Origin of the sequence: Pseudomonas mosselii (assembly GCF_019823065.1) — a bacterium.
Lineage (GTDB): Bacteria > Pseudomonadota > Gammaproteobacteria > Pseudomonadales > Pseudomonadaceae > Aquipseudomonas > Aquipseudomonas mosselii.
Window position 1 is genome coordinate 5,094,165 of the sequence record NZ_CP081966.1, and the last position, 25,400, is coordinate 5,119,564.

Sequence of the window (25,400 nt, forward strand, 5' to 3'; positions counted from 1 at the left end):
GCGCGCTTAGAAGCAAGAGCAAGAGCAAGAAATTCGAAGTTAGCTGTTTGACAGTTAGTTATATATTGGCTGCCCCGCGATACGATCGAGAGATCAACTAAACTTTCAACTAGCGACAGCTGTGTCAGTTCAGGCGCCGCCCGTAACTTCGCGACTTCAGGAGGCCGAACGCAGGTCTTGCGGAGGGAGGTGACGGGCATGGATGCCCGTCAAGCGCTGGGGCCCAGGATGGGCCCTGCAGCGCGGTCCTCCCGGGAGCAAGGCCGGAGTGAGGGGACCCGGAGCGAAGCGCAGGGCCGGATGAATGGAGCGCAGCGTTTTTTGGTTACTTTTTGTCGCGTTTGACAAAAAGTGACCCGCCGGAAGTGTCAGATTTTTTGTGTGCGGGCCGGTAACGGCCTGCCGTCAGGCAGGCCCTGACTTTCACCAGGTCGGCCTGATGAACCGATCTCCGTACAAAATCGCGAATTGATTCATCGCACTTTTCCAATCATGCGCCGCTGAGCCCCAGTTCGCCGTGATGTTTCGCAGCCCCAGCCAGATCAGCTTGGTAGCTGCGTCATCGTTCGGGAAATGGCCTCGGGTCTTGATGATCTTGCGCAGTTGGGCATTGATACTCTCGATGGCGTTGGTGGTGTAGATCACTTTCCGGATGGCTGGTGGGAAGACAAAGAAGGGAATCACTCGATCCCAGGCGCGTCTCCAGGCCGCAACGACCGTTGGATACTGCTTGCCCCAGGGCCCGTTTTCAAACTCATCGAGTGCCTGCTCAGCCGCTTCGGCGTTGATGGCCTGGTAGATCGGCTTGAGCGCCTTGGCCAGTGCCCGCCGCTTGTCCCAGGCTGCAAAGTCCAGGCTGTTGCGGATCAGGTGCACGATGCACGTCTGCAGCGTCGTCTCTGGAAACACGGCGCTGAGAGCCTCTGGCATGCCTTTGAGGCCATCGGTCACGGCAATCAGCACATCCTCGACACCACGTGTCTTGAGATCGTTAAAGACCTTCATCCAGAACTTCGCACCCTCGGTGTTCTCGATCCAGATGCCCAAGATATCGCGCGTCCCGTCGGGTAGAACGCCCAGCGCCAAGTAAATGGCCTTGTTGCGCACCAAGCCTTCTTCGCGGATCTTCACCCGCAGTGCATCGAAGAAAATGACCGGGTACATGGGCTCCAGTGGCCGCTGCTGCCACGCGCCAATTTCTTCCATGACCTCGTCTGTCACAGAGCTGATGAAGTCGGGTGAGACCTCTGTTCCATACTGCTCGGACAGAAAGGCTCGGATCTCTCTGACCGTCATGCCACGGGCGTACATGGCGATGATCTTGTCATCGAAACCGGTGTACCGCCGCTCATGCTTGGGGATGAGAATGGGCGCAAAACTGCCGTCTCGGTCACGAGGAATTTCCAGCCGCAGCGGGCCATCGCCGGTCAAAACCGTCTTGCCACTCTTGCCGTTACGCTGGTTGGTTTCATCCTCTGGGCGCTGCGCGCCCGGCGGATAACCCAGGTGGTGGCCAAGTTCGGCGTGCAGAGCGCGTTCGATCAAGGCCTTCTTGAACGCCGCAGAGGCATCCTCGATAGCCTCTGCGGTCATCAGGCCCTCACCGAACTGCTCCAGCAGCTCTTTGGGGATTTTGGGCAGGTCACGCAAGGGTTTCTTTTTGGTTGGCATACATGCACCTCTTACTCATGTTATGCCCGAACACAAAATTTCTGACACCCTCGACCCGCCGTAAGGGCGGAAAGGTGAATAAGCGTCGACATTGCAAATGAATGCGCATAAAACTTCAAAAACAAACATCAACCAACCATAAACCCCAAATAAACAAACGCCAGAAATTCATAAAGAAACCCCCGGCGCTCACCACATAACCCACGTCAACCAAACGGCCGCAACCCCTGCCTCATCCCAAACAGGAACAACAGCAGATCATGATCCGGCTCAGCCCGCCCCTGCTCTACCTTGGCCACCCGTGGCAACGGACACACCCCACCGACCTCAGCCTTGCTGAAGACCGTGGGCCGCGGCTGCTCCCAGGCCGCCGCCGCCGCCGTGGTCACCGCCAACGCCGCGACCAGGAATAAAGCTCGAGCGATTTCTAGTTTCATTGCTCTAAACCTTTGACCGCGCTGCCAAACGCCATTTGGTAAAAGTAGAGCAAGGTCTGCCATTCCGCCTCGTTGAACGACGAGTGGCGTCGCAACTGCCGCAGGTCGTTATAGGCCGCACGCTGGCAACTGATCCGCCGCCGACACTTCTCCAGGTCCAGCAACGCCACTTCCACCCGCGCCAACTCGCCCTCGCCCACCACCTTGACGAACACGTGCTTGCCGTACAGGCAGCCATGCTGCCAATGCCCCAGGTGCATGCGCGCCAGGTTGTCCGCGAGGTCCTTGAGCATGCGCTCATGCACGGCCTGCGGGTAATGCTCACGGGCCCCGGAGGCATGCCAGGCATCGAGGTCGACGAAACCCTCGAGCGCCTCGCTGACCAGCAAGGCCCGCCACTGATGATCAGCGTCCCGCTCGGCCCCGGCATAGACGATCCGCGGTACCCTGACGCCCAGTTGCTCGAAACTGTTCAGTGCATCGAGTTCGCGCAACACCGTGGGGCGCCCGAACGGATGCAGCAGGCTGCGGTAGATGTGCCCGACCTGGCGTTTGGCATACAGCAGATGCCCCTCGCCGTCGCTCAGGCGCTGCACGCCACTCTCGCCGCCACGCCGCTGGTTGGGTTCCTCGACCCACTCTCCCTGCTGCTGCCAGTAAAAATCAAACTGCCTGGACTGATTCTGCGCTACCGCCATCACTCGTTACCCCTTGCGCAATACGTAAACTCGCCACATGGCATAGAACGGCAGAAAGTCGAGTCGTTCCTGAATTCTGAATCCTGCTGACACAAATTCTTCTTCAACTGTAGCCGCGGGTAACACGAAGCGGTTCTGATAGCCGTCCTGCGTCGTCCGCGCACTGCGCCTGGCTTCGAGCTTGCGGCGGCGCCAGGCCTTGAAATTGCCATCCACCCACAGCGAAAGGATCACGCTGTCTCGGCTAACCCTTTGAAATTCCGAAAGAATTTTCTTCCGATGGAGCGGATCGCCAATATGGTGGAACAAGCGCATGCAAAAAATGCTGTCGACCGCGTTATCCGGAAGGTCGATGGCGAACGCGGAAGTCTGCAAGGGGCGTACCCGCGCAACCACCTCTGGCGGTTGTGACGCACAGGCTGTCTCGATCATCGCCGCTGAATTGTCCGCGCCGATGATCACGCGGTTGGCCTTTTCCGCCAGCAGCGGCCAGAACCTTCCGGCGCCGCAGGGCAGGTCGAGCACCAGGCCAGGCTCACCGGCCAGCGCCAGGGCACGGCGGGCCAACTGCTCGTCACGCTGGTGGGACAAGCGCCGAGCCAGGCCATCCTGGTGCTTGAGGAAGTACTCCCGGGCGTGATTGCGGTCGTACTTGTCCGAGAATTCGAGTTTGATGGGGCTACGCATTGGACATCTCCTGACTCCAGTGCGCTCACCATAGGTACGCAAGCGTTGGAATCAGGTCATGTCGATGTGAAAAATCTGTCAGCACCAAATGCAGGTGTTACAGGAGGTTAATCGGGATCCAATAGCCCATCCTGGCTTTCACCGTCCTGCACCACTTTCGTGCCCTGGCTCAGGTCGACCTGGAAGCGGCAACCATGGGGCAAGGTCGCGGTCAAGGTGACGCGCCAACCCTGATCGTCACAGATGCGCTGCACCAGCGACAGGCCCAGGCCCAGGCCCTCGCCGCGGCGCTCGTCGCCACGCACGAACGGCCGGAACATCGCCTCGCGCTGCTCCTCCGGAATCCCCACGCCACTGTCCTCGACACAGAAGCCATTGGCCTCGAGACTCAGGCGAATGTAGCCACTGTCAGTGTAGTGCGCCGCGTTGCGCAGCAAGTTACCCATCACCGATTGCAGGAAGGTGGCGTTGTACAGCACCGGGCTGGCACTGACCCGCCCCTCGTAGTAAAGCGCCAAGCCCTTCTGTTCGATGGTGTCGCGCCATACACCGATCAGGTCGTCGCCCACCTCACGCAAGGTTGCCCGCGATGCGATGGCGCCTTCATCGCGCTGTGCACGGGCCAACATCAGGAACGTCTTCACCAGTTCGCGCATTTCCTCGGTCGCCCGGGCGATGCGTTCAACCTGGCTGCGCGCGCGCCCATCAAGGCCGGGGTTCTCCATCAGCAACTCGCACGAAGTCGCCAGGACCATCAGCGGCGTGCGCAGCTCATGGCTGACGTCGCTGGTGAACAGCCGCTCACGGGTCAAGGCATCGCGCAGGCGCCCCAGGGTATCGTCGAAGGCGACTGCCAGCTGGCCGACCTCGTCCGCCGCGTAGTCCGGCGCCAACGGCGGCGCAAGGCCCAGCAACTGGTCACGGTGGCGGACCTGGCGCGCCAAGCGGATCACCGGCGCCATCACGCGCCGCGCCAGCAACCAACCAAGGATCACCGCAAGGGCCAGGCTGAGCACGAAGCCGACCACGACCACGGCGAACAACACCCGCTCGCGCTCCTCGAAATCGCTCTGGTCCTGCAGCAGCACATAACGCCGACCGTCGACGATCTCGACCATGGCATGATACGAGAGCTGGTCGCGAAACACCTCGTGGAAGCCGGCATCCAGGTGGCGCAGGTCCTTGGGCAACTCGAAGTCATCGCGCCCGCCGCTGAAATAGAACAACTGGTCGGGGCGTGGCCGATGGCTCCAGTCGCTGACGCTGTCCATGCGCAGCAGGCGTTGCAGATCACCGCCAAGCACCGACGAGATCAGGCGTTCCTCGACCAGGTGCACCGTGGCGACGATGCCGAAGGCGAAGGCCCCGGCCACCAGCGCGCTCATCAGCGCGAAAGCGATGATGATGCGCTGGGCAAGGCTCTGTTTAAACTCCATCGCGGCCCTCGGCGAGGCGATAGCCGACGCCATGGACGGTATGCAGCAGGGGTTTGTCGAACGGTTTGTCGATCACCTGGCGCAACTGGTGGACGTGACTGCGCAGGCTGTCGCTGTCCGGACAGTCGTCGCCCCACAAGGCTTCCTCCAGCACCTCGCGGCGCAATACATGGGGGCTCTTCTGCATCAACACGGCCAGCAGTTTCAGGCCGACCGGGTTGAGCTTGAGCAGGCGCCCCTGACGAGTCACCTCCAGGGTATCGAGGTCGTAGCTCAGGTCGGCGACCTGCAGGGTACGCCGACCACCACCCTGGGCGCGACGCAGCACCGCCTCGATGCGCGCCGCCAGCTCGGACAGCGCGAACGGCTTGAGCAGGTAGTCGTCCGCGCCCGAGCGGAAGCCTTGCAGGCGGTCGTCCAGCTGGTCGCGGGCGGTGAGCATGATCACCGGCGTGTCGCGCCGGGCATCCTCGCGCAGGCGCTTGCACAGCGTATAGCCATCGATGCCCGGCAACATGATGTCGAGCACGATCAGGTCGTAGTGTTCGGTCGCGGCCAGGTGCAACCCGGACAGGCCATCCTGGGCACAGTCGACGGTGTAGCCCTTCATGCCAAGGTAGTCGGCCAGGTTGGCCAGAATATCGCGGTTGTCTTCAACCAAAAGAATGCGCATCGAGGTCTCCTGTGCGGCGCTTCGCCGGGCGCGGCAGGCGCAGCTTACGTCCAATGCCCGCATGGTGCCATGCCCTGGCTCGAAATCACCGAACTTGACAGTTTTTTCACCGATCATTCACGCACACAGGATAGCGGGCACCCGACAATGCACGGTCTTTTCCACCCTCTGGAGTCATCATGCAGTCATCCGTGCGCCCTCGCCCGATCAACCCGTGGCTGTACCTGGGCATCCCTTTCGTTACCGCCATGGCCTTGATCCTGCTCGAATGGACGCCGCTGGACATGGATGTGGCCAACCTGTTCTACGACCCGGCTGCCGGCCAGTTCATCGGTCGCCACAGCTACCTGCTGGAAAACATCCTGCATGACCGGGTCAAGCAGGGCGTAATCGTCTTCGGACTGCTGGCCGTGGTCGGTTTCGCCCTGAGCTTCGTCTGGCAACGGCTGGCGGGCTGGCGCCGTGAACTCGGCTGCCTGGTATTGGCGTTGGGGCTGTCGACGGCCTTCGTCACGCCGCTGAAGAAAGTTACCCAAGTGCAATGCCCGTGGAGCCTGACCCAATTCGGCGGCAAGGAGACCTACAGCAAGCTGCTGGAGCCACGCCCTGCGACCGACAAGCCCGGACTGTGCTGGCCAGGCGGGCATGCCGCGACCGGGTTCTGCCTGTTCGGCCTGTTCTTCATGCTGCGCGATCGCCGTCCGCGCCTGGCACGGGTGGCGCTCGCGGTAGCCCTCGTGGCTGGCGCGGGACTGTCGGTCGGACGGATGATGCAGGGCGCGCACTTCCTGTCACACAACGTATGGACGGCGGTGTTCTGCTGGTTGATCGGGCTGGGGTCGTATTACCTGGTGCTGTATCGCAGCGGGGCCGCCAGGGCCCCCGTGGCAGAACACAGCGCCGTTCGATGAACAATCGCGGGGCAAACCCATCCTTGCGATGACGCCAGAACAAACGAAAAAGCCCCGCACTAGGCGGGGCTTTTTCTGGGTACAGGGGGTAAGGCTGGCTTACATCATGCCGCCCATGCCACCCATGCCGCCCATGTCAGGCATGCCAGCAGCTGGCTTGTCTTCCGGCAGGTCGGCAACCATGGCTTCGGTGGTGATCATCAGACCGCCGATCGAAGCTGCGGCTTGCAGGGCCGAACGGGTGACCTTGGCTGGGTCCAGGATGCCCATCTCGATCATGTCGCCGTATTCACCGGTAGCGGCGTTGTAGCCGAAGTTGCCCGAACCTTGCTTGACCTTGTCAGCGACAACGCTTGGCTCGTCGCCGGCGTTGGCAGTGATCTGGCGCAGCGGGGCTTCGACGGCGCGACGCAGCAGGGCGATACCGACGTTCTGGTCTTCGTTGTCGCCTTTGAGGTTGGCAATGGCAGCCAGGGCGCGAACCAGGGCAACACCACCGCCAGGCACCACGCCTTCTTCGACGGCTGCACGGGTAGCGTGCAGGGCGTCTTCGACGCGGGCTTTCTTCTCTTTCATTTCGACTTCGGTGCCGGCACCGACCTTGATCACGGCAACACCGCCAGCCAGCTTGGCCAGACGCTCTTGCAGCTTCTCACGGTCGTAGTCCGAAGTGGTGTCGGCAACCTGGGCACGGATCTGGGTGACGCGGGCCTGGATGTCGGCTTCTTCGCCAGCACCGTCGATGATGGTGGTGTTTTCCTTGGACAGGATCACGCGCTTGGCGTTACCCAGGTGCTCCAGGGTGGCGGTTTCCAGGGACAGACCGATCTCTTCGGAGATCACGGTACCGCCGGTCAGGACGGCGATGTCCTGCAGCATGGCCTTGCGGCGGTCGCCGAAGCCCGGGGCCTTGACCGCGGCAACCTTGACGATGCCACGCATGTTGTTGACCACCAGGGTGGCCAGGGCCTCGCCCTCGACGTCCTCGGCAACGATCAGCAGCGGACGACCGGCCTTGGCAACGGCTTCCAGTACTGGCAGCAGCTCACGGATGTTGGAGATCTTCTTGTCGACCAGCAGCAGCAGCGCGCCTTCCAGCTCGGCAACCATGGTGTCCGGCTTGTTGACGAAGTACGGCGACAGGTAGCCACGGTCGAACTGCATGCCTTCTACGACAGACAGTTCGTTTTCCAGGCCCGAACCTTCTTCGACGGTGATCACGCCTTCTTTACCGACTTTTTCCATGGCTTCGGCGATGATTTCACCGATGGAGTTGTCGGAGTTGGCGGAGATGGTGCCGACCTGGGCGATGGCCTTGGAATCGGCGCATGGCTTGGACAGGTTCTTCAGCTCGGCGACGACGGCGGCGGTGGCCTTGTCGATACCGCGCTTGAGGTCCATCGGGTTCATGCCGGCGGCAACGGCCTTCAGGCCTTCGTTGACGATGGCCTGGGCCAGGACGGTGGCGGTGGTGGTGCCGTCACCGGCGGCGTCGTTGGCCTTGGAAGCGACTTCCTTGACCAGCTGGGCGCCCATGTTCTCGAAGGCGTCCTTGAGCTCGATCTCTTTGGCGACGGAAACGCCGTCCTTGGTGATAGTCGGCGCGCCGAAGCTCTTGGCCAGGACCACGTTGCGGCCTTTCGGGCCCAGGGTCGCTTTTACCGCGTCAGCCAGAACGTTGACACCAACCAGCATTTTCTTACGGGCGGAATCGCCGAATTTTACGTCTTTAGCAGCCATGATCGTTTAATCCTTGAAATTCTTTGGAGTAACGGGAAGTCGGGGAAATCAGGCTTCGATAACGGCCAGGATTTCGTTCTCGGCCATGACCAGCAGGTCTTCGCCGTCGACTTTCACGGTGTTGCTGCCCGAGTAAGGGCCGAAAACCACTTTGTCACCCACTTTCACGGCCAGCGCGCGTACTTCGCCGTTGTCCAGGATACGACCGGTGCCGACGGCAACGACTTCGCCGCGGTTTGGTTTTTCAGCGGCCGAACCCGGCAGGACGATACCGCCAGCGGTTTTCGATTCTTCTTCGCTGCGACGGATGACGACGCGGTCATGCAGAGGACGAAGCTTCATTGTCGATCTCTCCCAAATTGTGGTTTTCATCGGCCGGTGTCGACACCGGCGGGTTGATTCGATCCGGCGTTGCCGGGGGTGGTCCGCACAGGGCGAACCACCTATGTCATGTCTGGTGTCGCCACCAGAAACCTTGCGGTGACACATACATGAGGCCGCTAAAAACAATTACAAGGCTTGCGCGGAAAATTTTTCAAAACGTCATCGTGGAAGCGGGCCTGTCCCGCGATGAGCCCAACCCAGAGGCCATCGCGGGACAAGCCCGCGCCCACGAAAAATCGGTGTTATTTGTCGCGACGCTCGTACTCGCCCTCGATCACGTTCGGACGATGGCCGCCATCGCGGGGCTGCGCCTGGAACGGATCATCCTGGAACGCACGCTGGCGCAGAGCCTGTTCCTCGGCGCGGCGACGCAGCCGACCGGCCACCAGGCGACGGGTGAACGGCAGCAGGCAGAGCAGGCCCAGCACATCGCTGATAAAGCCCGGCAGCAGCAACAGGCCGCCACCGACGGTGAGCATCAGGCCCTGGAACATGTCCTCAGCCGGCAACTCGCCGCGCTGCAGGCTTTCCCGGGCACGCAGGGCAGTGGCCAGGCCGGCAACGCGCATCACCAACACACCCAGGGCGGAACCGGCGATGATCAGCAGCAGCGCCGGGAAGAAACCGATGGCCGCGCTGACCTTGACGAAGACGAACAGCTCCAGCACGGGGAAAAGCAGTAACAGCAGTAGAAAAGCACGCATCAAGGGTTCCTCGACGGAAGAGAATCTTCCTGTAAGACCATCAAATGGATGCCTCGACGCCTGTTTTCAACCCTCGACGCTTTCCGCAACCGGCCACTGGTCAGCGCGGGCCAGCAAAACCAAGGCTTCACGAACTTGTGTCGGCGTGTTGCAGGTACTCGGGAAAGCCAGCCAGTATACCGCCTGGCCGATACGCAGATGCATGCCTTCGCTGTCGATACCAACCATTTCGGCCGGCGCCGTGCGCGGCAGGTCGGTCAGTTCGACGTAATGGGCGATGGCATTGGCGTGGTCGCTGTTCATGTGCTCGATCATGCTGGCCTCGGCCTTGCCCGCAAAGGGATTGCTCAGGGTCACCTGGTCGAGCCAGTGGATCGCGCCGAAGCCACCGATGTAGCGGTGGCGTACCGGCTCGAGCACCCAGAAATCGAAGTCGTGGGCCTTGTGGTAGTTGGCCGATTCAGGGAAGTACCGGTAGTAGCGGGCCGCGGCAGCCTCGATGGCCGCTTCGTCGGTCAGCTTGCGCGCCTCGGCCATCACCGTCAGGCGCCCGACCGCCTGCACGTCCTCGGCGTCGCGCTCGCCCACCAGCAGTGAACACTTCGGATCTTTCTGCAGGTTGTGGGTGTGCTGGGCGATACGGCTGATGAGGATCAGCGGATGGCCCTCGGCGTCCAGGCAGTAAGGCACCACCGAACCGAAGGGATAGCCGGGCATGGACTTGGAGTGAGTCGAGAGGACGCCGCGGTACTCCTTGAGCAGCAGTTCCCGGGCGGGGCGAAGGGCGTTGGTACTCACTGGAAAGGCTCCTGACGACGGACTGGATGGGTGACAAGATAAGCATTATCACCCGCCGCTGCCACTGGGCCTGCTGCCGTGTAGATCTACGCATATCCCTGAGCGGCCTTGTGTCGCGATAGGGCCGCAACGCGGCCCCGGCAATGTCTGCCTAGTCGCTGAGATCCTGGGGCCGCTGCGCAGCCCTATCGCGACACAAGGCCGCTCCTACACCAAAAGCACGCTGCCGACTTACCAGGTAACGCCGAACCCTGCGGTATAGCGAGTCTTGTCCAGGTCGCTGTCGCTCGTGCCCTTGATCAGGTCCTTCTCCGCCTTGAGGTTGAGCGAAGCCCACTCGGTCACCTTGTAGCGCAGCCCCATCTCGGCATCCAGCGAGTAGTCGGCCACGCCGCCCAGCGGCTTGCCGAATTCGCCATTGGTGAAGAACTCCACTTTCTTGCCGATCAGGTAGCGGTTGTAGTCCCACTTCACGGCGGCGGAATAGAAGTTGTCCTTGCCACCGTCGCGGTACTCGAAATCGGTGCGGTTGATCAGCGAACCCAGCGAGAACGCACCCAGTTCGTCATCCCAGAACTGATAGCCCGGGCCGGTACCGATGGTGCGCTGGCGCGCCAGGTCCTCGATATGATCGCGCTTGTACTCCAGGCGCCCCTGCCAGAACCACTTCTCGGTAATGAAGCGGTCCAGGGCGTACTCGGCGCTCCAGTTGTTGGTGGTGGTGACGTCGTCCTTGGTCTCGCGGTTGTACTCGCCCTCGGCGTTGTGCCGCCAACGGCCATGGCGGGCGGTGGTCTTGAAGCTGACGTCGTAGTCATCGCTGTCGGTCTCGGCACGCTTGTAGTCCATCGCCACATCGACATTACCCTTCCACAGGAAGTCCTCGACCAGCGGTCGCGGCTTCATGATCTGCTCGATGCTGGCCAGCTCGACGGTCTTCGGCGCATCGCCGTTGGCCAGGGTCACCTTGCCCGGCTCGGCGGCCTTGAGCGACTTGGCCTTCTCGCCGGAGTAGGCGTCCTGCTTGACCAGCAGTTCCCGGTCGCTCTCCAGTGTCTGCACCTGTTTCCAGTCCAGAGCGATCGAGCCGCCATAGGGCGTCTCCAGCAACAGCTTGCCGCCGTCGAAGACCTTGATCTTGCCGCTCAGGCGGTCACCGTTCTTCATCCACACGGTGTCGGCGAGCACAGGGGTACAGAGCGACGCGGTGATGAGGCAAAGCAGGGTTCTAGAAGACATAAGCGCAATTTGGGTTCGATTCGACGAAAAAGCCGGGCATTATCCAGATACCGACAACCTGAGCAAGGACAGACCCAGACCATGCCGATGAGTTCCGCTCGCATTTGCCCGGACCGCCTGTCCGGTTTCATTCACAGGCCAAATACCCCGTGACCTCGACGCCACCGCCCGCTGTGCCGGAGGATGCCGAGGCCCGACGAATGGCACTGTACTCGGTGCTGGGCCAGGTCCCCGCCGGCAAGGTGGTCAGCTATGGGCAATTGGCCGAACTGGCCGGCCTCGGCCGCGCGGCGCGCTGGGTCGGACGCACCCTAGGGCAGTTGCCGGCGGACACCCGCCTGCCCTGGCACCGGGTGCTGGGTGCCGGTGGCCGACTGAGCCTTGCCCTGGGCACGCCATCGGGCGACGAACAACGCGCCCGCTTGCGCGCAGAAGGCGTGAATGTGGCCAATAATCGTGTGGATATGGCACGCCATGGCTGGCGTCCAATGGAGCACAGCGGTTAGAGTGCGCGCTTTGTTTTCGCAAACCTTGAGGCAGATGTTGGCCCATGCCCCGTAAAACCTGGCGCGCTGCGCTCGCTGCCTATGCCAGCCCGTCAACTTTGGTGCTTTTGCTGCTCGGATTCGCCGCCGGCCTGCCGTATATGCTGGTGTTCTCGACGCTTTCGGTCTGGCTGCGCGAGGCGGGTGTGGCGCGTGAGACCATCGGCTATGCCAGCCTGATCGGCCTGGCCTACGCCTTCAAGTGGGTCTGGTCGCCGCTGCTCGACCAATGGCGCCTGCCGCTGCTCGGTGGCATGGGCCGTCGTCGTTCGTGGCTGCTGCTGTCCCAGGTGCTGGTGGTGCTCGGGCTGGTCGGCATGGGCTTCTGCGACCCGCAGAAACACCTTTCGTGGCTGATCGCCCTGGCGGTGCTGGTGGCCTTCGCCTCGGCCACCCAGGACATCGCCGTCGACGCCTACCGCCTGGAGATCGCCGACGACCAGCGCCAGGCCGCCCTGGCCGCCAGCTACATGGCCGGCTACCGGGTCGCCGCCCTGCTCGCCACCGCCGGTGCACTGTTCTTCGCCGAGTGGTTCGGTTCCACCGGGTTCAGCTACCTGCACGAGGCCTGGACCGGTACCTACGTGCTGTTCGGCGTGCTGATGCTGCCCGCGCTGTTCACCACCTTGGTGATGCGCGAACCGCCGGTGCCCCTGCGCACCCAGCTGTCGGCGGCCCGCTACGGGTTGATGCACCAACTGGCCTCGGTGTTCGTGCTGATCATCCTGCTGGTCTCGGTGCCGGCCAGCTTCACCCAGCTGTTCAACACCGACTGGGCCAGCGTGGTGTTCGGCGACTCGTCCATGCTCGACCTGTTGCTCGAAGACCGTGCTTTCCTGCGCCTGATCCTCTATGTGCTGCTGACCTGGGCATGCCTGTCGTCCCTGGGCCGCCGCGGCCTGGCGCCGGTGCTCACGCCGGTCAACGACTTCATCACGCGCTACCGCTGGCAGGCCCTGCTGCTGCTCGGGCTGATCGCCACCTACCGCATGTCCGACACGGTGATGGGCGTGATGGCCAACGTGTTCTACATCGACATGGGTTTCACCAAGGACCAGATCGCCAGCGTCAGCAAAATCTTCGGCCTGATCATGACCCTGGTGGGCGCCGGTGCCGGTGGCCTGCTGATCGTGCGCTTCGGCATCCTGCCGATCCTGTTCATCGGCGGCGCGGCCTCGGCGGCGACCAACATCCTGTTCCTGATGCTGGCCGACATGGGCCCGAACCTGGAAATGCTGGTGGTGACCATCTCGCTGGACAACTTCAGTTCGGGGCTGGCCACATCGGCCTTCGTCGCCTACCTGTCAAGCCTGACCAACCTGAAGTTCTCGGCCACCCAGTACGCACTGCTGAGCTCGATCATGCTGTTGCTGCCGCGTTTGATCGGTGGCTATTCCGGGGTGATGGTGGAGAAGTTCGGCTACCACGACTTCTTCCTGATCACTGCGCTGCTTGGCGTGCCGACGCTTGTGCTGATCGCCCTGCACTGGCGGCAGGAGGTGGGTCGGGGAAAGCCGGTGCCGGTGGAGAGTCCGGCGGCTGAACAAAACTAGGCCTTCTCCGGCCTTATCGCGGGGCAAACTCGCTCCCACATATTCAGCCTGAATGACTGACTGCGTGGGAGCGGACTTGCCCCGAGATGTTTCTACTGGGTCACAGCCCCTTTCCCCGAACGTCCGCCTACCACGAACCACAGCGGCCACAGCGCCAGCGCGCCCGCCACGCCTGCGGCCAGGGCGAAGTGCATCAGGCTCGCACCCGCGCCGAGCATCGCCAACACCGCGCCGCCCAGCCCCAGCAAGGCGATGGTGATCATCCCCAGCATCGCCGATACCAGCCCCTTGCTCTGTTCGCTGGAGAACAGCGTCATGCGGTACAGCACGGCGTTGGCCACGCCCAATCCCAGCGCATACAGCGACATGCCGGCCACCACGCTGGGCACCGTCGGCCGATACCAGGTCGCCGCAACCATCAGCGACAGCCCTGCCAGGTATGGCCACAGGGCCCCGCGCACCAGTGACGGCAGCGGATAGCGATCAGCGATTCGATTGATGATCAGGTTGCCCAGGATCAGCCCGCCGAACACCGGCAGCTGCCATAGCGCGTATTCCAGGGTGCTCAGGCCCTCGTCATGGATCAGCAGCACCGGAGACAGGCCGATCCAGCCGATCAGCGGCAGCCCCACCAACCCCAGCGCCGCACTGCCGGCCACAAAGCGCCGATTGCCCAGCAACTGACCGTAGCCTGCCAGCAATGGCAGCAGGTGGATGGGCGTGAACGGCAGGCGCGAACCGTCGCGACGCTCCACCCCCAGGGTTTCGGGCATCAGCCGGTAGAGCAGCAGCCAGCACAGCACCGCGCCCGCGGCAAACGCCACGAACAGCCAGCGCCAGTCCAGCCACTGCAGCATCAGGGTGCCCACCAGCGGGCCGAGCAGTGGCGACAACAGGGCGATATTGGCCAGCAGGGCCATCATGCGCACCGCGTCGGCCTCGCTGAAAGCCTCGTTGAGCGCCGGGTAACTGACTGTGACCACAAAACCCAGGCCGATGCCCTGCAACAGGCGCAACAGGTTGAACAAGCCGATGTCCTGCACCCAGAAGGTCGCCAGGCACGCCAGGCCGAAGAAGATGCAGCCGCCCAGCAGCAACGGGCGCCGGCCGTAGCGATCCGCCAGCGGGCCGATCAGCCATTGCAGCAGCACTCCGCCCAGCAGATAGAGGTTAAGGGCGTGGGGAATGTACTCGGTGCTGGCGTGAAGGTCGCCGACCACCACCGGCATGGCGGGCATGACCGCGTCGCTGGCGAGGTAGGTCAGCAATTCGAACAGCGCCAGGGTCAGACCGAACAGCAAGGCGCGCAAGGGGGTGATATACAGCAAAGGTTTCATGGCGGACATCGGGGTTTAAGGCAGGATCAGGGTATATGCCAGATATGGCAGCGCCTGGCTGTGAACAAGTGTAAAAGAACGGGGCCGCTTCGCGCCCATCGCCGGCAAGCCGGCTCCCACAGCGATTGCACATCACCTGAAAGGGTCCGCCTGTCGGCCCCCGCCAACCGCTCTGGAACCTCTATTCCCCACAGATGTTGCGTGGTTAAGCGCCCGGGCCGGTGCTATGATCCTGCCCTCGCGTCGCAAAGAGTACAAACTCGCCGACGCTCATCAGGCCACCCGTGAGGCCTGGCGCAAACCGCAAACAGACCTGAATCAGGAGATCCACCATGGCTTTTGAATTGCCGCCGCTGCCGTACGCCCACGATGCCCTGCAGCCGCACATCTCCAAGGAAACCCTGGAGTTTCACCACGACAAGCACCACAACACCTATGTCGTGAACCTGAACAACCTGGTCCCAGGCACCGAATTCGAAGGCAAGACCCTGGAAGAGATCGTCAAGAGCTCTTCGGGCGGCATCTTCAACAACGCAGCCCAGGTCTGGAACCACACCTTCTACTGGAACTGCCTGTCGCCAAACGGCGGCGGCCAGCCAACCGGCGCCCTGGCTGACGCCATCACCGCCGCGTTCGGTTCGTTCGACAAGTTCAAGGAAGAGTTCACCAAGACTTCGGTCGGCACCTTCGGCTCCGGCTGGGGCTGGCTGGTGAAGAAGGCCGACGGTTCCCTGGCCCTGGCCAGCACCATCGGCGCCGGCTGCCCGCTGACCAGCGGCGACACCCCGCTGCTGACCTGCGACGTCTGGGAACACGCCTACTACATCGACTACCGCAACCTGCGTCCGAAGTACGTCGAGGCCTTCTGGAATCTGGTCAACTGGGCCTTCGTTGCCGAGCAGTTCGAAGGCAAGACCTTCAAGGCCTGATTGTTCGCCTTGAATGCAAAAGACCCGGCCTGAGTGCCGGGTTTTTTGTTTCACGATGACTCCAGCCCGGTAGTTCGCTGGACTGCGACGTAGCCCGATACAACAGGTTTATCAATAGCTTACGCGCGTCCATCATATGCCGGTGCTTTCTGAAACTTGACCCGGTTCTCCCTCGCGCCGCTCCTATCTGGCTCCTGGAATCCGGGTCGTTCCAAGGAGTCATCATGGCAAAGATCAAGCTCACCAAGACCGCCGTAGAGTCGGCGCAACCCCAGGCGAAGGACATCGAACTACGGGATACCGTCGTGCCCGGCTTCCTTTGCAAGATTACCCCGACGGGACGCCGGGTGTTCATGCTCCAGTACCGCACGAACTCTGGCCAGCCCCGCAAGCCCTCGCTGGGACTCTACGGGGAGCTAACCGTCGAACAGGCGCGGGTCAAAGCGCAGGACTGGCTGGCCGAGGTTCGCCGGGGTGGTGATCCCGGCGGTGCCAAGGCCGAGGCGCGCAAGGCGCCCACGATGGCCGAGTTGTGCAAAAAGTTCATGGAGGACTACTCCAAGAAGCGCAACAAGGTCAGCACGCAGGACGGCTACCAGGGCGTCATCGACCGCAACATCATCCCGCTGCTGGGCCGCAAGAAGGTGCATGACGTGAAGCGGCCCGACATTGCGGGGCTCATGGAAAAGCTGGCCTACAAGCCGACCGAGGCCAACAAGACCTTCGGCGTGCTGCGCAAGATGTTCAACTTGGCCGAAGTCTGGGGCTTCCGCCCGGACGGTACGAATCCGTGCCGCCACGTCCCGATGTACCCGCCGGGCAAGGAAACCCGGCTCATCGTGGACGAGGAAATGGTGCGGATCTTCCGCCAGTTGGAGAAACTGGAGGCGGAGGGGCTGGAGAACTACGTCATCCCGTTGGCGATCCGGCTGCAATTCGAGTTTGCGGCGCGGCGCTCCGAAATCTGCCCGCTCGAATGGAGCTGGCTGGACTTCGAGAACCGGCGCGTGGTGTGGCCCGACAGCAAGGTTGGCGGCATTTCCAAGCCCATGAGCGAGGAAGCCTATCGGCTGCTTTCGACGGCGCCGCGTCTGGAAGGCTGCCCTTACGTCCTGCCGTCGCCGAACGACCCGGCCAAGCACCTGACCTTTGGCGAGCACTATGGCGGCTGGTGCCGGACGCTCAAGGCCGCCAGCGTGCCGCACGTAGGCACGCACGGCATCCGTCATCGCTCGACCACCGACATTGCCAATTCCGGTGTGCCGACCAAAGTGGGAATGAAGCTGACGGGCCACAAGACCGTGGCGATGTTCATGCACTACGTCCACACCGAGGACAAGCCGGTGCGCGAGGCGGCCGAGCTGGTGGCCAGCCGCCGCCAAGCCATCACGGGCGCGCGGCAGCTTGCGGAGGCGGTGGCATGAACGGGCGCCGGCCATCAGCAGCATCGCTCGCAGCGCCCGCGGCGCTGCTGGGCGACATTCGGGCACTGATCGAGGCGGCGCGCAAGCGCGCCGCCTCGACGGTGAATAGCGAGCTTACGATGCTCTACTGGCGCATCGGCCAACGCATCCACACGCAGGTCTTGGACAGGCGCCGGGGCGCCTACGGCAAGGAAGTTCTGCCCACCTTGGCTGCGCAGTTGGTGGAGGAGTACGGCAGCAGCTTTGCAGAGCAGAACTTGCGCCGCATGGTGCAGTTCGCCGCCACCTTCCCCGACGAGCGAATTCTCGTATCACTGATACGAGAATTGAGCTGGACGCACTTCATCGCCCTGATGCCGCTGAAAGACCCGCTCCAGCGGGACTACTACGCACAGATGGCCAGCACCCAACGCTGGAGCGTGCGGACGCTGCGCGAGCGTATCGACTCGATGCTGTACGAGCGCACGGCGCTTTCCCAAAAGCCGGAAGAAACCATAGCGCAGGAGTTGGCGACCCTGCGCGATGCGCAGCGCATGTCGCCGGCCCTGGTCATGCGCGACCCGTACATCCTCGACTTCCTGGGCCTGCGGGACACTTGGCAGGAAGGCGACTTGGAAGCGGCGATCATCCGTGAAATGGAGTCCTTCCTGCTGGAGCTGGGCGCGGGCTTCTCATTCGTCGCCCGGCAGAAGCGCATTCCGATCGACGACGAGGATTTCCACCTTGACCTTCTGTTCTACAACCGCAAGCTGCGGCGGCTGGTTGCGGTGGAGTTGAAGGTAGGTGACTTCAAGGCGGCCTACAAAGGGCAGATGGAGCTTTACCTTCGGTGGCTAGACAAGCACGAACGGGAGCCGGAGGAAGCCTCGCCGCTCGGGATCATCCTTTGCACCGGCAAGAAGCGCGAGCAGATCGAATTGCTGGAGCTGGACAAGTCCGGCATCCACGTTGCCGAGTATCTGACCGCCTTGCCGCCGAGGGGCGTGCTGGTGGAGCGGCTGCAACAGGCAACGCAACGGGCGCAGTTGCAAATCGAGCAGCGCAAGACGGACAACGAGTAGTCCTGTCCCAAGCAGTCGGGCGTCCCGGCGTGCCGCCGTCGCGCTGTCGTGCTGCGCATCGAGCTTCGCTGCGCGAGTCTCGCCCCTGTCGGGCTTCCATCACTGACGCCTCCGTCCCGGCTCGTTGATCCGGGCCTGCGCGCTCCGCTTGCCAAAAATCGACTCTGTGCAGTGGGCGGGTGTGGGCGGTCTTGCTGTTCCCTTCACCGTATCACGGCGTTCTCGCCGTCAAGGGCGGCGCGCGCCATGCGCGCTTGCGTCCTGGCGGCCGTCTGCGACCCCTGACTGCTTGCGCTGCGCCGTGCTGCCGCCGGTTCCGGGCAATTCCGCCCGAGCAACCGGAGCACGATCATGTCGCAACTGTCCTTTCCCTCGTTCGATTCCTGTCTGCTGGTGCGCGACGCGCACGGGCGCTATCTACCGGCATCGGCCGACGACATTCTGGAAGCTGCGCGCCAGGTCATTGACCGGAAAATGCAGCGCGGAGCAGAGTTCACTTCGCCGGCGGCGGTCAAGGAATACTTGCGTACAAAGTTGGCCAGCTTCGAGCATGAGGTGTTCGTAGTGCTGTTCATGGATACGCGCCATCGTCTGATCGAATACAGGGAGATGTTCCACGGCACTATTGACGGTGCGTCGGTGTATCCGCGCGAAGTGGTCAAGGAGGCGCTGCGGCTCAATGCGGCGGCGGTCGTCGTTTCGCACAACCATCCGAGCGGAAACCCCGAGCCGAGCGCGGCTGACCGGGCGCTGACCCAGCGGCTCAAGGAAGCGTTGGGTCTGGTGGACGTGCGCGTGCTCGATCACATCATCGTTGCGGGCAACGAAACGGCATCGTTCGCCGAGCATGGGCTGATCTAGCCCAAGGGGCTTCGGCCCCTTTTTGCTGCGCCTGGTGGCATAGCTATGGCCCTCGCGGCCTGATGCTCAGGCCGTCGCAACCTGAATCATCTCGTCGTAATGTTTCTTGTCCACCTCTTCCAGCCACTGGAAGATGTTCCCGATGACGCTGTGGCTTTCGCCTGCCAAGTTTTCTGCGGATTCCTCTGTTATCTCAATAACGTCGCTATGTGAATACTTATTGATAAAGCGGTAGATTTTTTCTTTAAGCTCTGGTGTCGTGATGGTGCAATCTTTTAGGCCAGCCTCCATCAATTGACTAATGTCGCTTCGCCGCCTTGGATATTTGAAGGTAAAAAACGATTCAACAAGCTTTCGGGCGAGGTTGGCGGTCAAGAACGCCTCATCTCGATTGAGTGTCGTGTGCGCCCTATATTCGTAAAGCTTCTTGAAGATATAGTGGTACTCGCGACGTCCCCCCGAGATTGAGTAGCGAAGCGGTTTGGAGTCCAATCCTCAATGAGAAGGAGATTGGACGTGAAGAAGCGCTTTTCCGAAGAGCAGATCATCGGCTTCCTACGCGAAGCTGAGGCCGGCATGCCCATCAAGGACCTCTGCCGCCAGCATGGCTTTAGCGAGGCCTCGTACTACCTGTGGCGCAGCAAGTTCGGCGGCATGAGCGTGCCCGACGCCAAGCGGCTCAAGGACCTGGAGGCGGAGAACACACGCCTGAAGAAGCTACTGGCAGAACAGGTCTTCGAGAACGACGTCATCAAGGATGCGTTGCGAAAAAAGTGGTGACCGCACCGGCGCGCAGGCTGCTGGTGCGGAGCATGGTCGAGAAGGGATTGAGCGAGCGGCGAGCGCTGACGGTGGTGCGGATGAGCGCTAGCGCGCTGCGCTATGAGCCTCGGGCCGACCGCAACGTTGAGCTGCGCGAGCAGATCGCTGCGCTGGCGCATCGGCACAGACGCTACGGGGTGGGCATGATCCATTTGAAATTGCGGCAGAAAGGGCTTGTCGTGAACTACAAGCGAGTGGAGCGCCTGTATCAGGAAGCGGGCCTGCAGGTGCGTCGCAGAAAGCGTAAGAAGGTGCCGATAGGCGAGCGCCAGCCCCTCCTGCGGCCGTCCGCTGCCAATGAGGTGTGGTCGATGGACTTCGTGTTCGACCGCACCGCGGAAGGCCGGGTGATCAAGTGCCTGACCATCGTCGACGACGCCACCCACGAGGCTGTGGCCATCGAAGTGGAGCGGGCAATTTCCGGGCAAGGCGTGTCCAGGGTGCTGGACAGGCTGGCCATGCAGCGCGGCTTGCCACGAGTGATCAGGACAGACAACGGCAAGGAGTTTTGCGGTAAGGCGATGGTGGCCTGGGCTCACGAAAAGGAAGTTGCCCTGCGTCTGATCGAACCAGGCAAGCCGAACCAGAATGCTTACGTCGAGTCTTTCAACGGGCGTTTACGCGATGAATGCCTCAACGAGCACTGGTTCCCGACATTGCTTCATGCCCGTACCAGCATCGAAAGCTGGCGGCGCGACTACAACGAAGAAAGGCCCAAAAGAGCGCTTGGCGGACTAACGCCCGCCCAGTACGCCGCGCAGTTGGCGACGAAGAAAGATAACATCAGCACCGGACTCTAAACCCGCCCACTACTCAAGCCGGGGGGACGTCGCTCGGAACCGTAGTTCTTGAGTGAGTCGTCGGCATCCACAAGTAGGGAGTGACGAGGGGAGCCAGGTGGCGCATCCAGGCGATAAAAGAAGCAATTCTCGGCGTTGCCTTTTTTGACTCGATTCCTATTGGTGCCAGTGAACCAGTCTCTCACTAGCTTAAAGTAAGTGAAGTTGTGAGTCAGCACAAAAAGTTGCTTGGCTTCAGTGCATTGCGTTCTCAAAAACGAGTAGGCGTGAAACAAGTGATTAGAATCAAAGCTTGAGACCGGATCGTCAACGACGACGATCGTATCCTTGATGTTATTTCCATTTTCTTTGAGCTTCGTGATGAAATAGACAAATGCAATCGCAGTCTTCTCACCTTCGCTCAAATTCCCATCGTGCTCACCAACCCCGTTTCTGATGATCTCATAGCCTTTCTTCTTCTGATTGAAGTTCAGGCAAAGCTCAGAGCGGCCAATGAAGCGATGCAGGATGTCATTGAACTCCTTTGCCCCGACCGTTTCATTCGAGAGCGCCGCTTCTATGGCTCCGACCTCTAGACTAATTTTTTCAATTTCCTTATGGTCGTTCTTTGCTTCTGACTCAAGGTCATTGCACTTCTTCTCACTTCCAGCATAGTCAAACTCTTGCACCTCAGCCGCAGCAAAGTGAAGCTCCAGTGCCACCTTGCTTTTTGAGGTCTCAGATTTGAAATTTGAAGTCTTATTGTTGTGCTTTCCAACGAGAGCAACAATCGACTTCAGGATGTCATTGAAATTGGTGACATCGTCTTCAACCACATCCGAGATCTGAATGTCTGTCTTCCCAGGGTCTGTGATCTTGGCCTTCAGGGCTTCCCGCCAGGCGTCCATTTGCTGGTCGATCTTTTCAGCAGCAGTTGCGTAGTCCTTTTGAAGCTTTTCTGCCTCGGCCGATAGTTCTTTATAAAACTCGGTCGATGCGGGAAACTGATTAGCTGGAGCGCCTTGAGATTCAATCCATGTCGCCGCATTCTGAAGTCGGCTCTGAAACTCCGTGAACTCCTTGCTGAAGTGGGCAGCAAGCGCCTCGGCACGAAGCTGGGCGAACGGAGAGCCGCAGAACTCGCAGGATTGCGAGTCGTGGTTTTTATGGATTTCCAAGCCTGCTTGAACCCATTCGCGGATGTCCGGGTTATCGGTAAGCCGCTGGATTGCTTGATTGACCGCCGTAGTCCCAATCAAATCTCTGATGCGGCCCGCCGCTTTCTTAAAGTAGTCCGGCTCAATGGCCGTTGAGGCGAAAGCAATGCTTGGAAGCTGATCTGGCTTGGCGGCATTCGTAAGGTCGATAACCCTCTCATCTGGAAGAACCGACTCCGCCTTGATAATTGTCTCGCCGTTATTCTGTATGAAGTTGGAGAGCTTGCGGCGGTCGTAATTCAAGTAATAACTGTCGCTCGTATCAATCGCCTGAAGTCCAAGCTTCATTTTCTTGGCAGCATTGGTCAGGAACTTCTCTAATGCCTCACGCTGCTTCTTGATATCGCTTTGCTTGTCGTCGTGAGCCTTCTTTTTCGACTGAAGCTCGCTCTTCAGCTTCTCCAGCTTCTGCAAGTCATCAATCTTCTCTTTCGCAATAAGAAGGATGCTCTTTACGGATTTGTCCCAATCAATGTTCTCATGCACGAAGCGTTGATTGAAAACATGAATATTCAATTGGGATGAGTGGAGTGTGGATTCCGTGATCGTTGAGCCATCCTCCAGAACTACTGAAAATTGGCCCGTGCTGAAGCGGGGAACCATCGAGCGAAGCTCAAAGCAAGAGAATAGATTCGATAACGTTGACTTGCCTGTTCCATTCCAACCATAGACCAGGTTGTACCGGCCGAACTTTTGGATCTTCGTTCCATTGAAGTCGCTGAAGATTCGAGCCTGTAAATCCAATTGTGTAACCGCCCACGAATAAGTAACTTTTTCAAAAGGATACCTTCGTGGGTAAGCAAATGGACCAAGACAAACTCAAAGCACTGGCTGCTGAGCTGGCCAAAGACATCAAGTCTGAAAAAGATCTCGGCACCCTCACCCAACAGCTGATCAAGCTCACCGTCGAAACCGCGCTCAATGCCGAAATGGACGAGCATCTGGGCTACGAGAAACACGCCCCACAAGGCCGCGGGACCGGCAACAATCGCAATGGCTATTCCACCAAACGCCTAAAAGGGCAGCACGGAGAAGTCACCATCCAGGCTCCTCGTGACCGTAACTCGTCCTTCGAGCCTCAGTTTGTCCGCAAGGGCCAGTCCCGCCTGACCCAGATGGACGACCAGATCCTCGCCCTCTACGCAAAGGGCTTGAGCACGCGGGATATCGTTGACGCATTCAAAGAGATGTATGACGCCGACATCTCGGCGGGGCTGGTATCGAAGGTGACCGAACGTGTCATCGAGCAGGTCCACGAATGGCAAAACCGGCCGCTGGATCCGCTCTATCCCATCGTTTATCTGGACTGCATTGTGCTGAAGATCCGCGCGAACCAGAGGGTGATCAACAAGTCGCTCTATCTGGCACTGGGCATCAATATGGAGGGTCACAAGGAGCTGCTGGGCCTGTGGCTGGCCGAGACCGAAGGGGCAAAGTTCTGGCTATCGGTCCTGACCGAGCTGAAGAATCGCGGCTTGGAAGACATCCTGATTGCGTGTGTGGACGGTCTCAAGGGCTTCCCTGATGCGATTGCTGTGGAGTATCCCCAGACCAAGGTGCAACTGTGTATCGTCCACATGGTGCGCAACTCGCTGCGCTATGTCTCCTGGAAGGACTACAAGGCGGTGACGGCGGATCTGAAGCAGATCTACCAGTCTGCGACGGAACGTGAGGCTCAGCAGGCGCTGGCGGCCTTCGGCGAGCGCTGGGATAGCCAGTACCCGCAGATAACGCGCTCCTGGCAGGGCAACTGGGATAATCTGATCACACTGTTCGAGTATCCCCCCGCCATCCGGAAGGTGATCTACACCACCAATGCTATCGAGTCGCTGAACAGCGTGCTGCGCAAGGCGACCAAGCAAAGGAAGCTCTTCCCGACCGATGACTCGGCGCTAAAAGTGGCGTACCTTGCGATACAGCAGGCCTCCAAGAAATGGACTATGCCGATCCAGAATTGGAAGCTTGCCCTAAATCGCTTTATTATCGAATTCGGTGATCGCCTGAACGGTCACCTGTAATGGAGTGGGCAGTTACACAGAATTATTTACAGGCTCGAAGATTCCGAACTGTTTGAGGCGGTTGATGCAGACAATCATCTCTAGATCTCCGTGTTCTTGCTTTCCCATCATTAGCTTGCGAAACAAATGGTAAACGAAGAGTCCTCTTGCGTCTCCGCTTCGCGGATCGCGCTGCTCCAGGTTCGCTAGTCGCTCATCCCTGGCGGGACTGGCTTCGCCAGCCTTCCGCATCGCTGACGCCTACGGCCCGGCTTCCAGCTTCGGGCCTGCGCGCTTCGCTTGCGTGCGGTCAGCACAAAGGGATGGCCGTTGCCTTGTCCAGCCGTCTCCCCTGACTTCATCACCTTACCCGCGACCGTAGCCCGCGCCCGTGTGCCGTCAAGGCGCGCAGGGCCGTGTCCTCGGCTGCGCCTGCGGGCCGCACCCACCCTGCGCTTGGCTCCTTGACGGCCCCCGTCCGCGCGCTCCTTTGGCCGCGGGCGATGAACTCAGGAAAGACGGTGGCAACAGGGCCAACCGGGTTCCTCGTGCCGACCGCACCAAACAGCCGAAAGGCTGGGCTCCGAATCTAGAAATCCGGTGTGCGGTGTGAACAGCAAACCTCTTTTGTCAGGAGAAAGACCATGCAACTCGCATCCCGTTTCGCTTTCCGCTCCCCCTCGCTGCGCAGCGATTACCCGCTGTCCGACGACCAGATTCACCGCGTGGCCCCGTCCATCTTCGCGGATGCCCCGCACGAGAGCCGTTCGCAGCGGTACGCCTATATCCCCACCGCCGCCGTGCTGACCGAGCTTCGCAAAGAAGGCTTCCAGCCTTTCATGGTGACGCAAACCCGCGTGCGCGACGAAGGCAAGCGCGAGCACACCAAACACATGATTCGCTTGCGCCATGCCAGCCAGATCAACGGCGCGGAGGCCAACGAAATCGTGCTGCTGAACTCGCACGACGGCACCAGCAGCTATCAGATGCTGGCCGGAATGTTCCGGTTCGTGTGCAGCAATGGCCTTGTTTGCGGCAACACCGTGGCCGATGTGCGAGTGCCCCATAAAGGCGACGTGGCCGGTCTGGTCATTGAGGGCGCTTACGAAGTCTTGAGCGGTTTCGATCGGGTGAAGGAATCGCGCGATGCCATGCGCGGCATCACCTTGGACGATGGCGAATCCGAAGTGTTCGCCCGCGCCGCGCTCGCCCTCAAGTACGACGACCCCGACAAGCCCGCGCCCATCACGGAATCGCAAATCCTGATGCCGCGCCGCTTCGACGACCGCCGCCCCGACCTGTGGAGCGTGTTCAACCGCACCCAAGAAAACCTGACCCAAGGCGGGCTGCGTGGCCGCAGCGCCAACGGGCGCCGACAGCAAACCCGCCCGGTGCAGGGCATCGACCAAAACATCCGACTGAATCGCGCCCTCTGGCTGCTGGCCGATGGCATGCGCCAGTTGAAAGCCTGAATCCCCACGCGGCAGGGGCAGGCAG

At 61.0% G+C, this 25,400-nt stretch carries 24 protein-coding genes; 10 read left to right on the forward strand and 14 right to left on the reverse strand.

Translation table 11 applies throughout. The features are described from left to right. Nucleotides 1-423: 423 nt before the first annotated feature. The 6 genes from K5H97_RS23675 to colR form a co-directional block, all read right to left on the reverse strand. Nucleotides 424-1,671 carry an IS256 family transposase gene (locus tag K5H97_RS23675; RefSeq protein ID WP_060489951.1) on the reverse strand — a complete coding sequence of 416 codons (1,248 nt, stop codon included), beginning with the start codon at nucleotides 1,669-1,671 and terminating at the stop codon, nucleotides 424-426. Nucleotides 1,672-1,877: 206 nt separating this feature from the next. Beyond that, complete coding sequence (locus tag K5H97_RS23680) at nucleotides 1,878-2,108, reverse strand: hypothetical protein (RefSeq protein WP_028689699.1); 231 nt, start codon at nucleotides 2,106-2,108, stop codon at nucleotides 1,878-1,880. Next, nucleotides 2,105-2,806, reverse strand: a complete 702-nt coding sequence (locus K5H97_RS23685; RefSeq protein ID WP_028689698.1) for a lipopolysaccharide kinase InaA family protein — start codon at nucleotides 2,804-2,806, stop codon at nucleotides 2,105-2,107. Before K5H97_RS23685 ends, K5H97_RS23680 begins: the two co-directional genes overlap by 4 nt. A gap of 6 nt (nucleotides 2,807-2,812) precedes the next feature. Next, nucleotides 2,813-3,493, reverse strand: coding sequence for a class I SAM-dependent methyltransferase (locus K5H97_RS23690; protein WP_028689697.1), 681 nt, complete (start codon nucleotides 3,491-3,493; stop codon nucleotides 2,813-2,815). A 107-nt stretch (nucleotides 3,494-3,600) separates the two neighbouring features. Then, nucleotides 3,601-4,929 carry a sensor histidine kinase gene (locus K5H97_RS23695; protein WP_028689696.1) on the reverse strand — a complete coding sequence of 443 codons (1,329 nt, stop codon included), beginning with the start codon at nucleotides 4,927-4,929 and terminating at the stop codon, nucleotides 3,601-3,603. Then, the gene (colR, locus tag K5H97_RS23700) at nucleotides 4,919-5,602 is read right to left on the reverse strand and encodes a two-component system response regulator ColR (RefSeq protein ID WP_028689695.1); all 684 of its coding nucleotides are present in this window, start codon (nucleotides 5,600-5,602) and stop codon (nucleotides 4,919-4,921) included. The genes K5H97_RS23695 and colR overlap by 11 nt, the downstream gene beginning before the upstream one ends. A gap of 179 nt (nucleotides 5,603-5,781) precedes the next feature. Between colR and K5H97_RS23705 the strand changes: the two genes are divergently transcribed. Continuing rightward, nucleotides 5,782-6,513, forward strand: coding sequence for a phosphatase PAP2 family protein (locus K5H97_RS23705; RefSeq protein ID WP_028689694.1), 732 nt, complete (start codon nucleotides 5,782-5,784; stop codon nucleotides 6,511-6,513). A gap of 99 nt (nucleotides 6,514-6,612) precedes the next feature. On the opposite strand, the gene groL is transcribed toward K5H97_RS23705, so the two are convergent. From groL to K5H97_RS23730, 5 genes are all read right to left on the reverse strand, one after another. Then, nucleotides 6,613-8,253 carry a chaperonin GroEL gene (groL, locus tag K5H97_RS23710; RefSeq protein WP_028689693.1) on the reverse strand — a complete coding sequence of 547 codons (1,641 nt, stop codon included), beginning with the start codon at nucleotides 8,251-8,253 and terminating at the stop codon, nucleotides 6,613-6,615. A gap of 48 nt (nucleotides 8,254-8,301) precedes the next feature. Beyond that, entirely contained in the window at nucleotides 8,302-8,595 is a 294-nt protein-coding gene (locus K5H97_RS23715) for a co-chaperone GroES (RefSeq protein WP_028689692.1), read from the reverse strand. A gap of 284 nt (nucleotides 8,596-8,879) precedes the next feature. Next, entirely contained in the window at nucleotides 8,880-9,341 is a 462-nt protein-coding gene (locus K5H97_RS23720) for an FxsA family protein (protein WP_028689691.1), read from the reverse strand. A 66-nt stretch (nucleotides 9,342-9,407) separates the two neighbouring features. Beyond that, nucleotides 9,408-10,139 (reverse strand): HugZ family pyridoxamine 5'-phosphate oxidase, encoded by a 732-nt coding sequence (locus tag K5H97_RS23725; protein ID WP_028689690.1) that lies wholly within the window; start codon nucleotides 10,137-10,139, stop codon nucleotides 9,408-9,410. A gap of 231 nt (nucleotides 10,140-10,370) precedes the next feature. Further along, on the reverse strand, nucleotides 10,371-11,378 hold the full coding sequence (locus K5H97_RS23730; protein WP_028689689.1) for a DUF481 domain-containing protein: 1,008 nt from the start codon (nucleotides 11,376-11,378) through the stop codon (nucleotides 10,371-10,373). 200 nt (nucleotides 11,379-11,578) lie between these two features. Between K5H97_RS23730 and K5H97_RS23735 the strand changes: the two genes are divergently transcribed. Both K5H97_RS23735 and K5H97_RS23740 read left to right on the forward strand, forming a co-directional pair. Then, a complete protein-coding gene (locus K5H97_RS23735; RefSeq protein WP_050703864.1) occupies nucleotides 11,579-11,884 on the forward strand; it encodes an MGMT family protein in 306 nt (101 codons plus the stop codon). Nucleotides 11,885-11,928: 44 nt separating this feature from the next. Continuing rightward, nucleotides 11,929-13,476 carry an AmpG family muropeptide MFS transporter gene (locus K5H97_RS23740; RefSeq protein WP_028689687.1) on the forward strand — a complete coding sequence of 516 codons (1,548 nt, stop codon included), beginning with the start codon at nucleotides 11,929-11,931 and terminating at the stop codon, nucleotides 13,474-13,476. Nucleotides 13,477-13,568: 92 nt separating this feature from the next. Here K5H97_RS23740 and K5H97_RS23745 read toward each other — a convergent pair whose 3' ends face one another. Continuing rightward, the gene (locus tag K5H97_RS23745) at nucleotides 13,569-14,813 is read right to left on the reverse strand and encodes an MFS transporter (RefSeq protein WP_028689686.1); all 1,245 of its coding nucleotides are present in this window, start codon (nucleotides 14,811-14,813) and stop codon (nucleotides 13,569-13,571) included. Nucleotides 14,814-15,145: 332 nt separating this feature from the next. Between K5H97_RS23745 and K5H97_RS23750 the strand changes: the two genes are divergently transcribed. From K5H97_RS23750 to radC, 4 genes are all read left to right on the forward strand, one after another. After that, a complete protein-coding gene (locus K5H97_RS23750) occupies nucleotides 15,146-15,742 on the forward strand; it encodes a superoxide dismutase (RefSeq protein WP_028689685.1) in 597 nt (198 codons plus the stop codon). 224 nt (nucleotides 15,743-15,966) lie between these two features. Next, on the forward strand, nucleotides 15,967-17,166 hold the full coding sequence (locus K5H97_RS23755) for a tyrosine-type recombinase/integrase (protein ID WP_014603550.1): 1,200 nt from the start codon (nucleotides 15,967-15,969) through the stop codon (nucleotides 17,164-17,166). After that, complete coding sequence (locus K5H97_RS23760; RefSeq protein WP_016487843.1) at nucleotides 17,163-18,227, forward strand: PDDEXK nuclease domain-containing protein; 1,065 nt, start codon at nucleotides 17,163-17,165, stop codon at nucleotides 18,225-18,227. The genes K5H97_RS23755 and K5H97_RS23760 overlap by 4 nt, the downstream gene beginning before the upstream one ends. 351 nt (nucleotides 18,228-18,578) lie before the next feature. Beyond that, entirely contained in the window at nucleotides 18,579-19,088 is a 510-nt protein-coding gene (gene radC, locus K5H97_RS23765) for a RadC family protein (protein WP_016487841.1), read from the forward strand. A gap of 66 nt (nucleotides 19,089-19,154) precedes the next feature. Here radC and K5H97_RS23770 read toward each other — a convergent pair whose 3' ends face one another. Continuing rightward, nucleotides 19,155-19,580: an AAA family ATPase gene (locus K5H97_RS23770; protein WP_248691141.1), complete on the reverse strand. Its 426-nt coding sequence runs from the start codon at nucleotides 19,578-19,580 to the stop codon at nucleotides 19,155-19,157. Nucleotides 19,581-19,586: 6 nt separating this feature from the next. On the opposite strand from K5H97_RS23770, the gene K5H97_RS23775 reads away from it, so the two are divergent. Then, a protein-coding gene (locus K5H97_RS23775; protein ID WP_088100414.1) for an IS3 family transposase occupies nucleotides 19,587-20,710 on the forward strand; the annotation gives its coding sequence in 2 pieces (ribosomal slippage) (nucleotides 19,587-19,863 and nucleotides 19,863-20,710; 1,125 coding nt in all). Here the strand turns inward: K5H97_RS23775 and K5H97_RS23780 are convergent. After that, complete coding sequence (locus K5H97_RS23780) at nucleotides 20,707-22,650, reverse strand: AAA family ATPase (RefSeq protein WP_248691140.1); 1,944 nt, start codon at nucleotides 22,648-22,650, stop codon at nucleotides 20,707-20,709. The two genes, K5H97_RS23775 and K5H97_RS23780, sit on opposite strands and share 4 nt — an antisense overlap. A gap of 59 nt (nucleotides 22,651-22,709) precedes the next feature. Here K5H97_RS23780 and K5H97_RS23785 point away from each other — a divergent pair, with 59 nt between their 5' ends. Together K5H97_RS23785 and K5H97_RS23790 are read left to right on the forward strand one after the other, a co-directional pair. Beyond that, nucleotides 22,710-23,924 carry an IS256 family transposase gene (locus tag K5H97_RS23785; RefSeq protein ID WP_028689681.1) on the forward strand — a complete coding sequence of 405 codons (1,215 nt, stop codon included), beginning with the start codon at nucleotides 22,710-22,712 and terminating at the stop codon, nucleotides 23,922-23,924. Between the two features lie 623 nt (nucleotides 23,925-24,547). Then, entirely contained in the window at nucleotides 24,548-25,375 is an 828-nt protein-coding gene (locus K5H97_RS23790) for a DUF932 domain-containing protein (protein ID WP_003092327.1), read from the forward strand. The last annotated feature ends 25 nt before the right edge of the window (nucleotides 25,376-25,400 follow it).

Bases quoted from the DNA above. Each gene is read 5' to 3' on its own strand.
- K5H97_RS23715 (WP_028689692.1), bottom strand. From the start codon at position 8,595: ATGAAGCTTCGTCCTCTGCATGACCGCGTCGTCATCCGTCGCAGCGAA.
- K5H97_RS23760 (WP_016487843.1), top strand. From the start codon at position 17,163: ATGAACGGGCGCCGGCCATCAGCAGCATCGCTCGCAGCGCCCGCGGCG.
- K5H97_RS23690 (WP_028689697.1), bottom strand. From the start codon at position 3,493: ATGCGTAGCCCCATCAAACTCGAATTCTCGGACAAGTACGACCGCAAT.
- K5H97_RS23740 (WP_028689687.1), top strand. From the start codon at position 11,929: ATGCCCCGTAAAACCTGGCGCGCTGCGCTCGCTGCCTATGCCAGCCCG.
- K5H97_RS23680 (WP_028689699.1), bottom strand. From the start codon at position 2,108: ATGAAACTAGAAATCGCTCGAGCTTTATTCCTGGTCGCGGCGTTGGCG.
- K5H97_RS23685 (WP_028689698.1), bottom strand. From the start codon at position 2,806: ATGGCGGTAGCGCAGAATCAGTCCAGGCAGTTTGATTTTTACTGGCAG.
- K5H97_RS23735 (WP_050703864.1), top strand. From the start codon at position 11,579: ATGGCACTGTACTCGGTGCTGGGCCAGGTCCCCGCCGGCAAGGTGGTC.
- K5H97_RS23755 (WP_014603550.1), top strand. From the start codon at position 15,967: ATGGCAAAGATCAAGCTCACCAAGACCGCCGTAGAGTCGGCGCAACCC.
- K5H97_RS23730 (WP_028689689.1), bottom strand. From the start codon at position 11,378: ATGTCTTCTAGAACCCTGCTTTGCCTCATCACCGCGTCGCTCTGTACC.
- K5H97_RS23745 (WP_028689686.1), bottom strand. From the start codon at position 14,813: ATGAAACCTTTGCTGTATATCACCCCCTTGCGCGCCTTGCTGTTCGGT.
- K5H97_RS23695 (WP_028689696.1), bottom strand. From the start codon at position 4,929: ATGGAGTTTAAACAGAGCCTTGCCCAGCGCATCATCATCGCTTTCGCG.
- K5H97_RS23705 (WP_028689694.1), top strand. From the start codon at position 5,782: ATGCAGTCATCCGTGCGCCCTCGCCCGATCAACCCGTGGCTGTACCTG.
- K5H97_RS23720 (WP_028689691.1), bottom strand. From the start codon at position 9,341: ATGCGTGCTTTTCTACTGCTGTTACTGCTTTTCCCCGTGCTGGAGCTG.
- K5H97_RS23790 (WP_003092327.1), top strand. From the start codon at position 24,548: ATGCAACTCGCATCCCGTTTCGCTTTCCGCTCCCCCTCGCTGCGCAGC.
- K5H97_RS23675 (WP_060489951.1), bottom strand. From the start codon at position 1,671: ATGCCAACCAAAAAGAAACCCTTGCGTGACCTGCCCAAAATCCCCAAA.
- K5H97_RS23750 (WP_028689685.1), top strand. From the start codon at position 15,146: ATGGCTTTTGAATTGCCGCCGCTGCCGTACGCCCACGATGCCCTGCAG.
- groL (WP_028689693.1), bottom strand. From the start codon at position 8,253: ATGGCTGCTAAAGACGTAAAATTCGGCGATTCCGCCCGTAAGAAAATG.
- radC (WP_016487841.1), top strand. From the start codon at position 18,579: ATGTCGCAACTGTCCTTTCCCTCGTTCGATTCCTGTCTGCTGGTGCGC.
- colR (WP_028689695.1), bottom strand. From the start codon at position 5,602: ATGCGCATTCTTTTGGTTGAAGACAACCGCGATATTCTGGCCAACCTG.
- K5H97_RS23785 (WP_028689681.1), top strand. From the start codon at position 22,710: ATGGACCAAGACAAACTCAAAGCACTGGCTGCTGAGCTGGCCAAAGAC.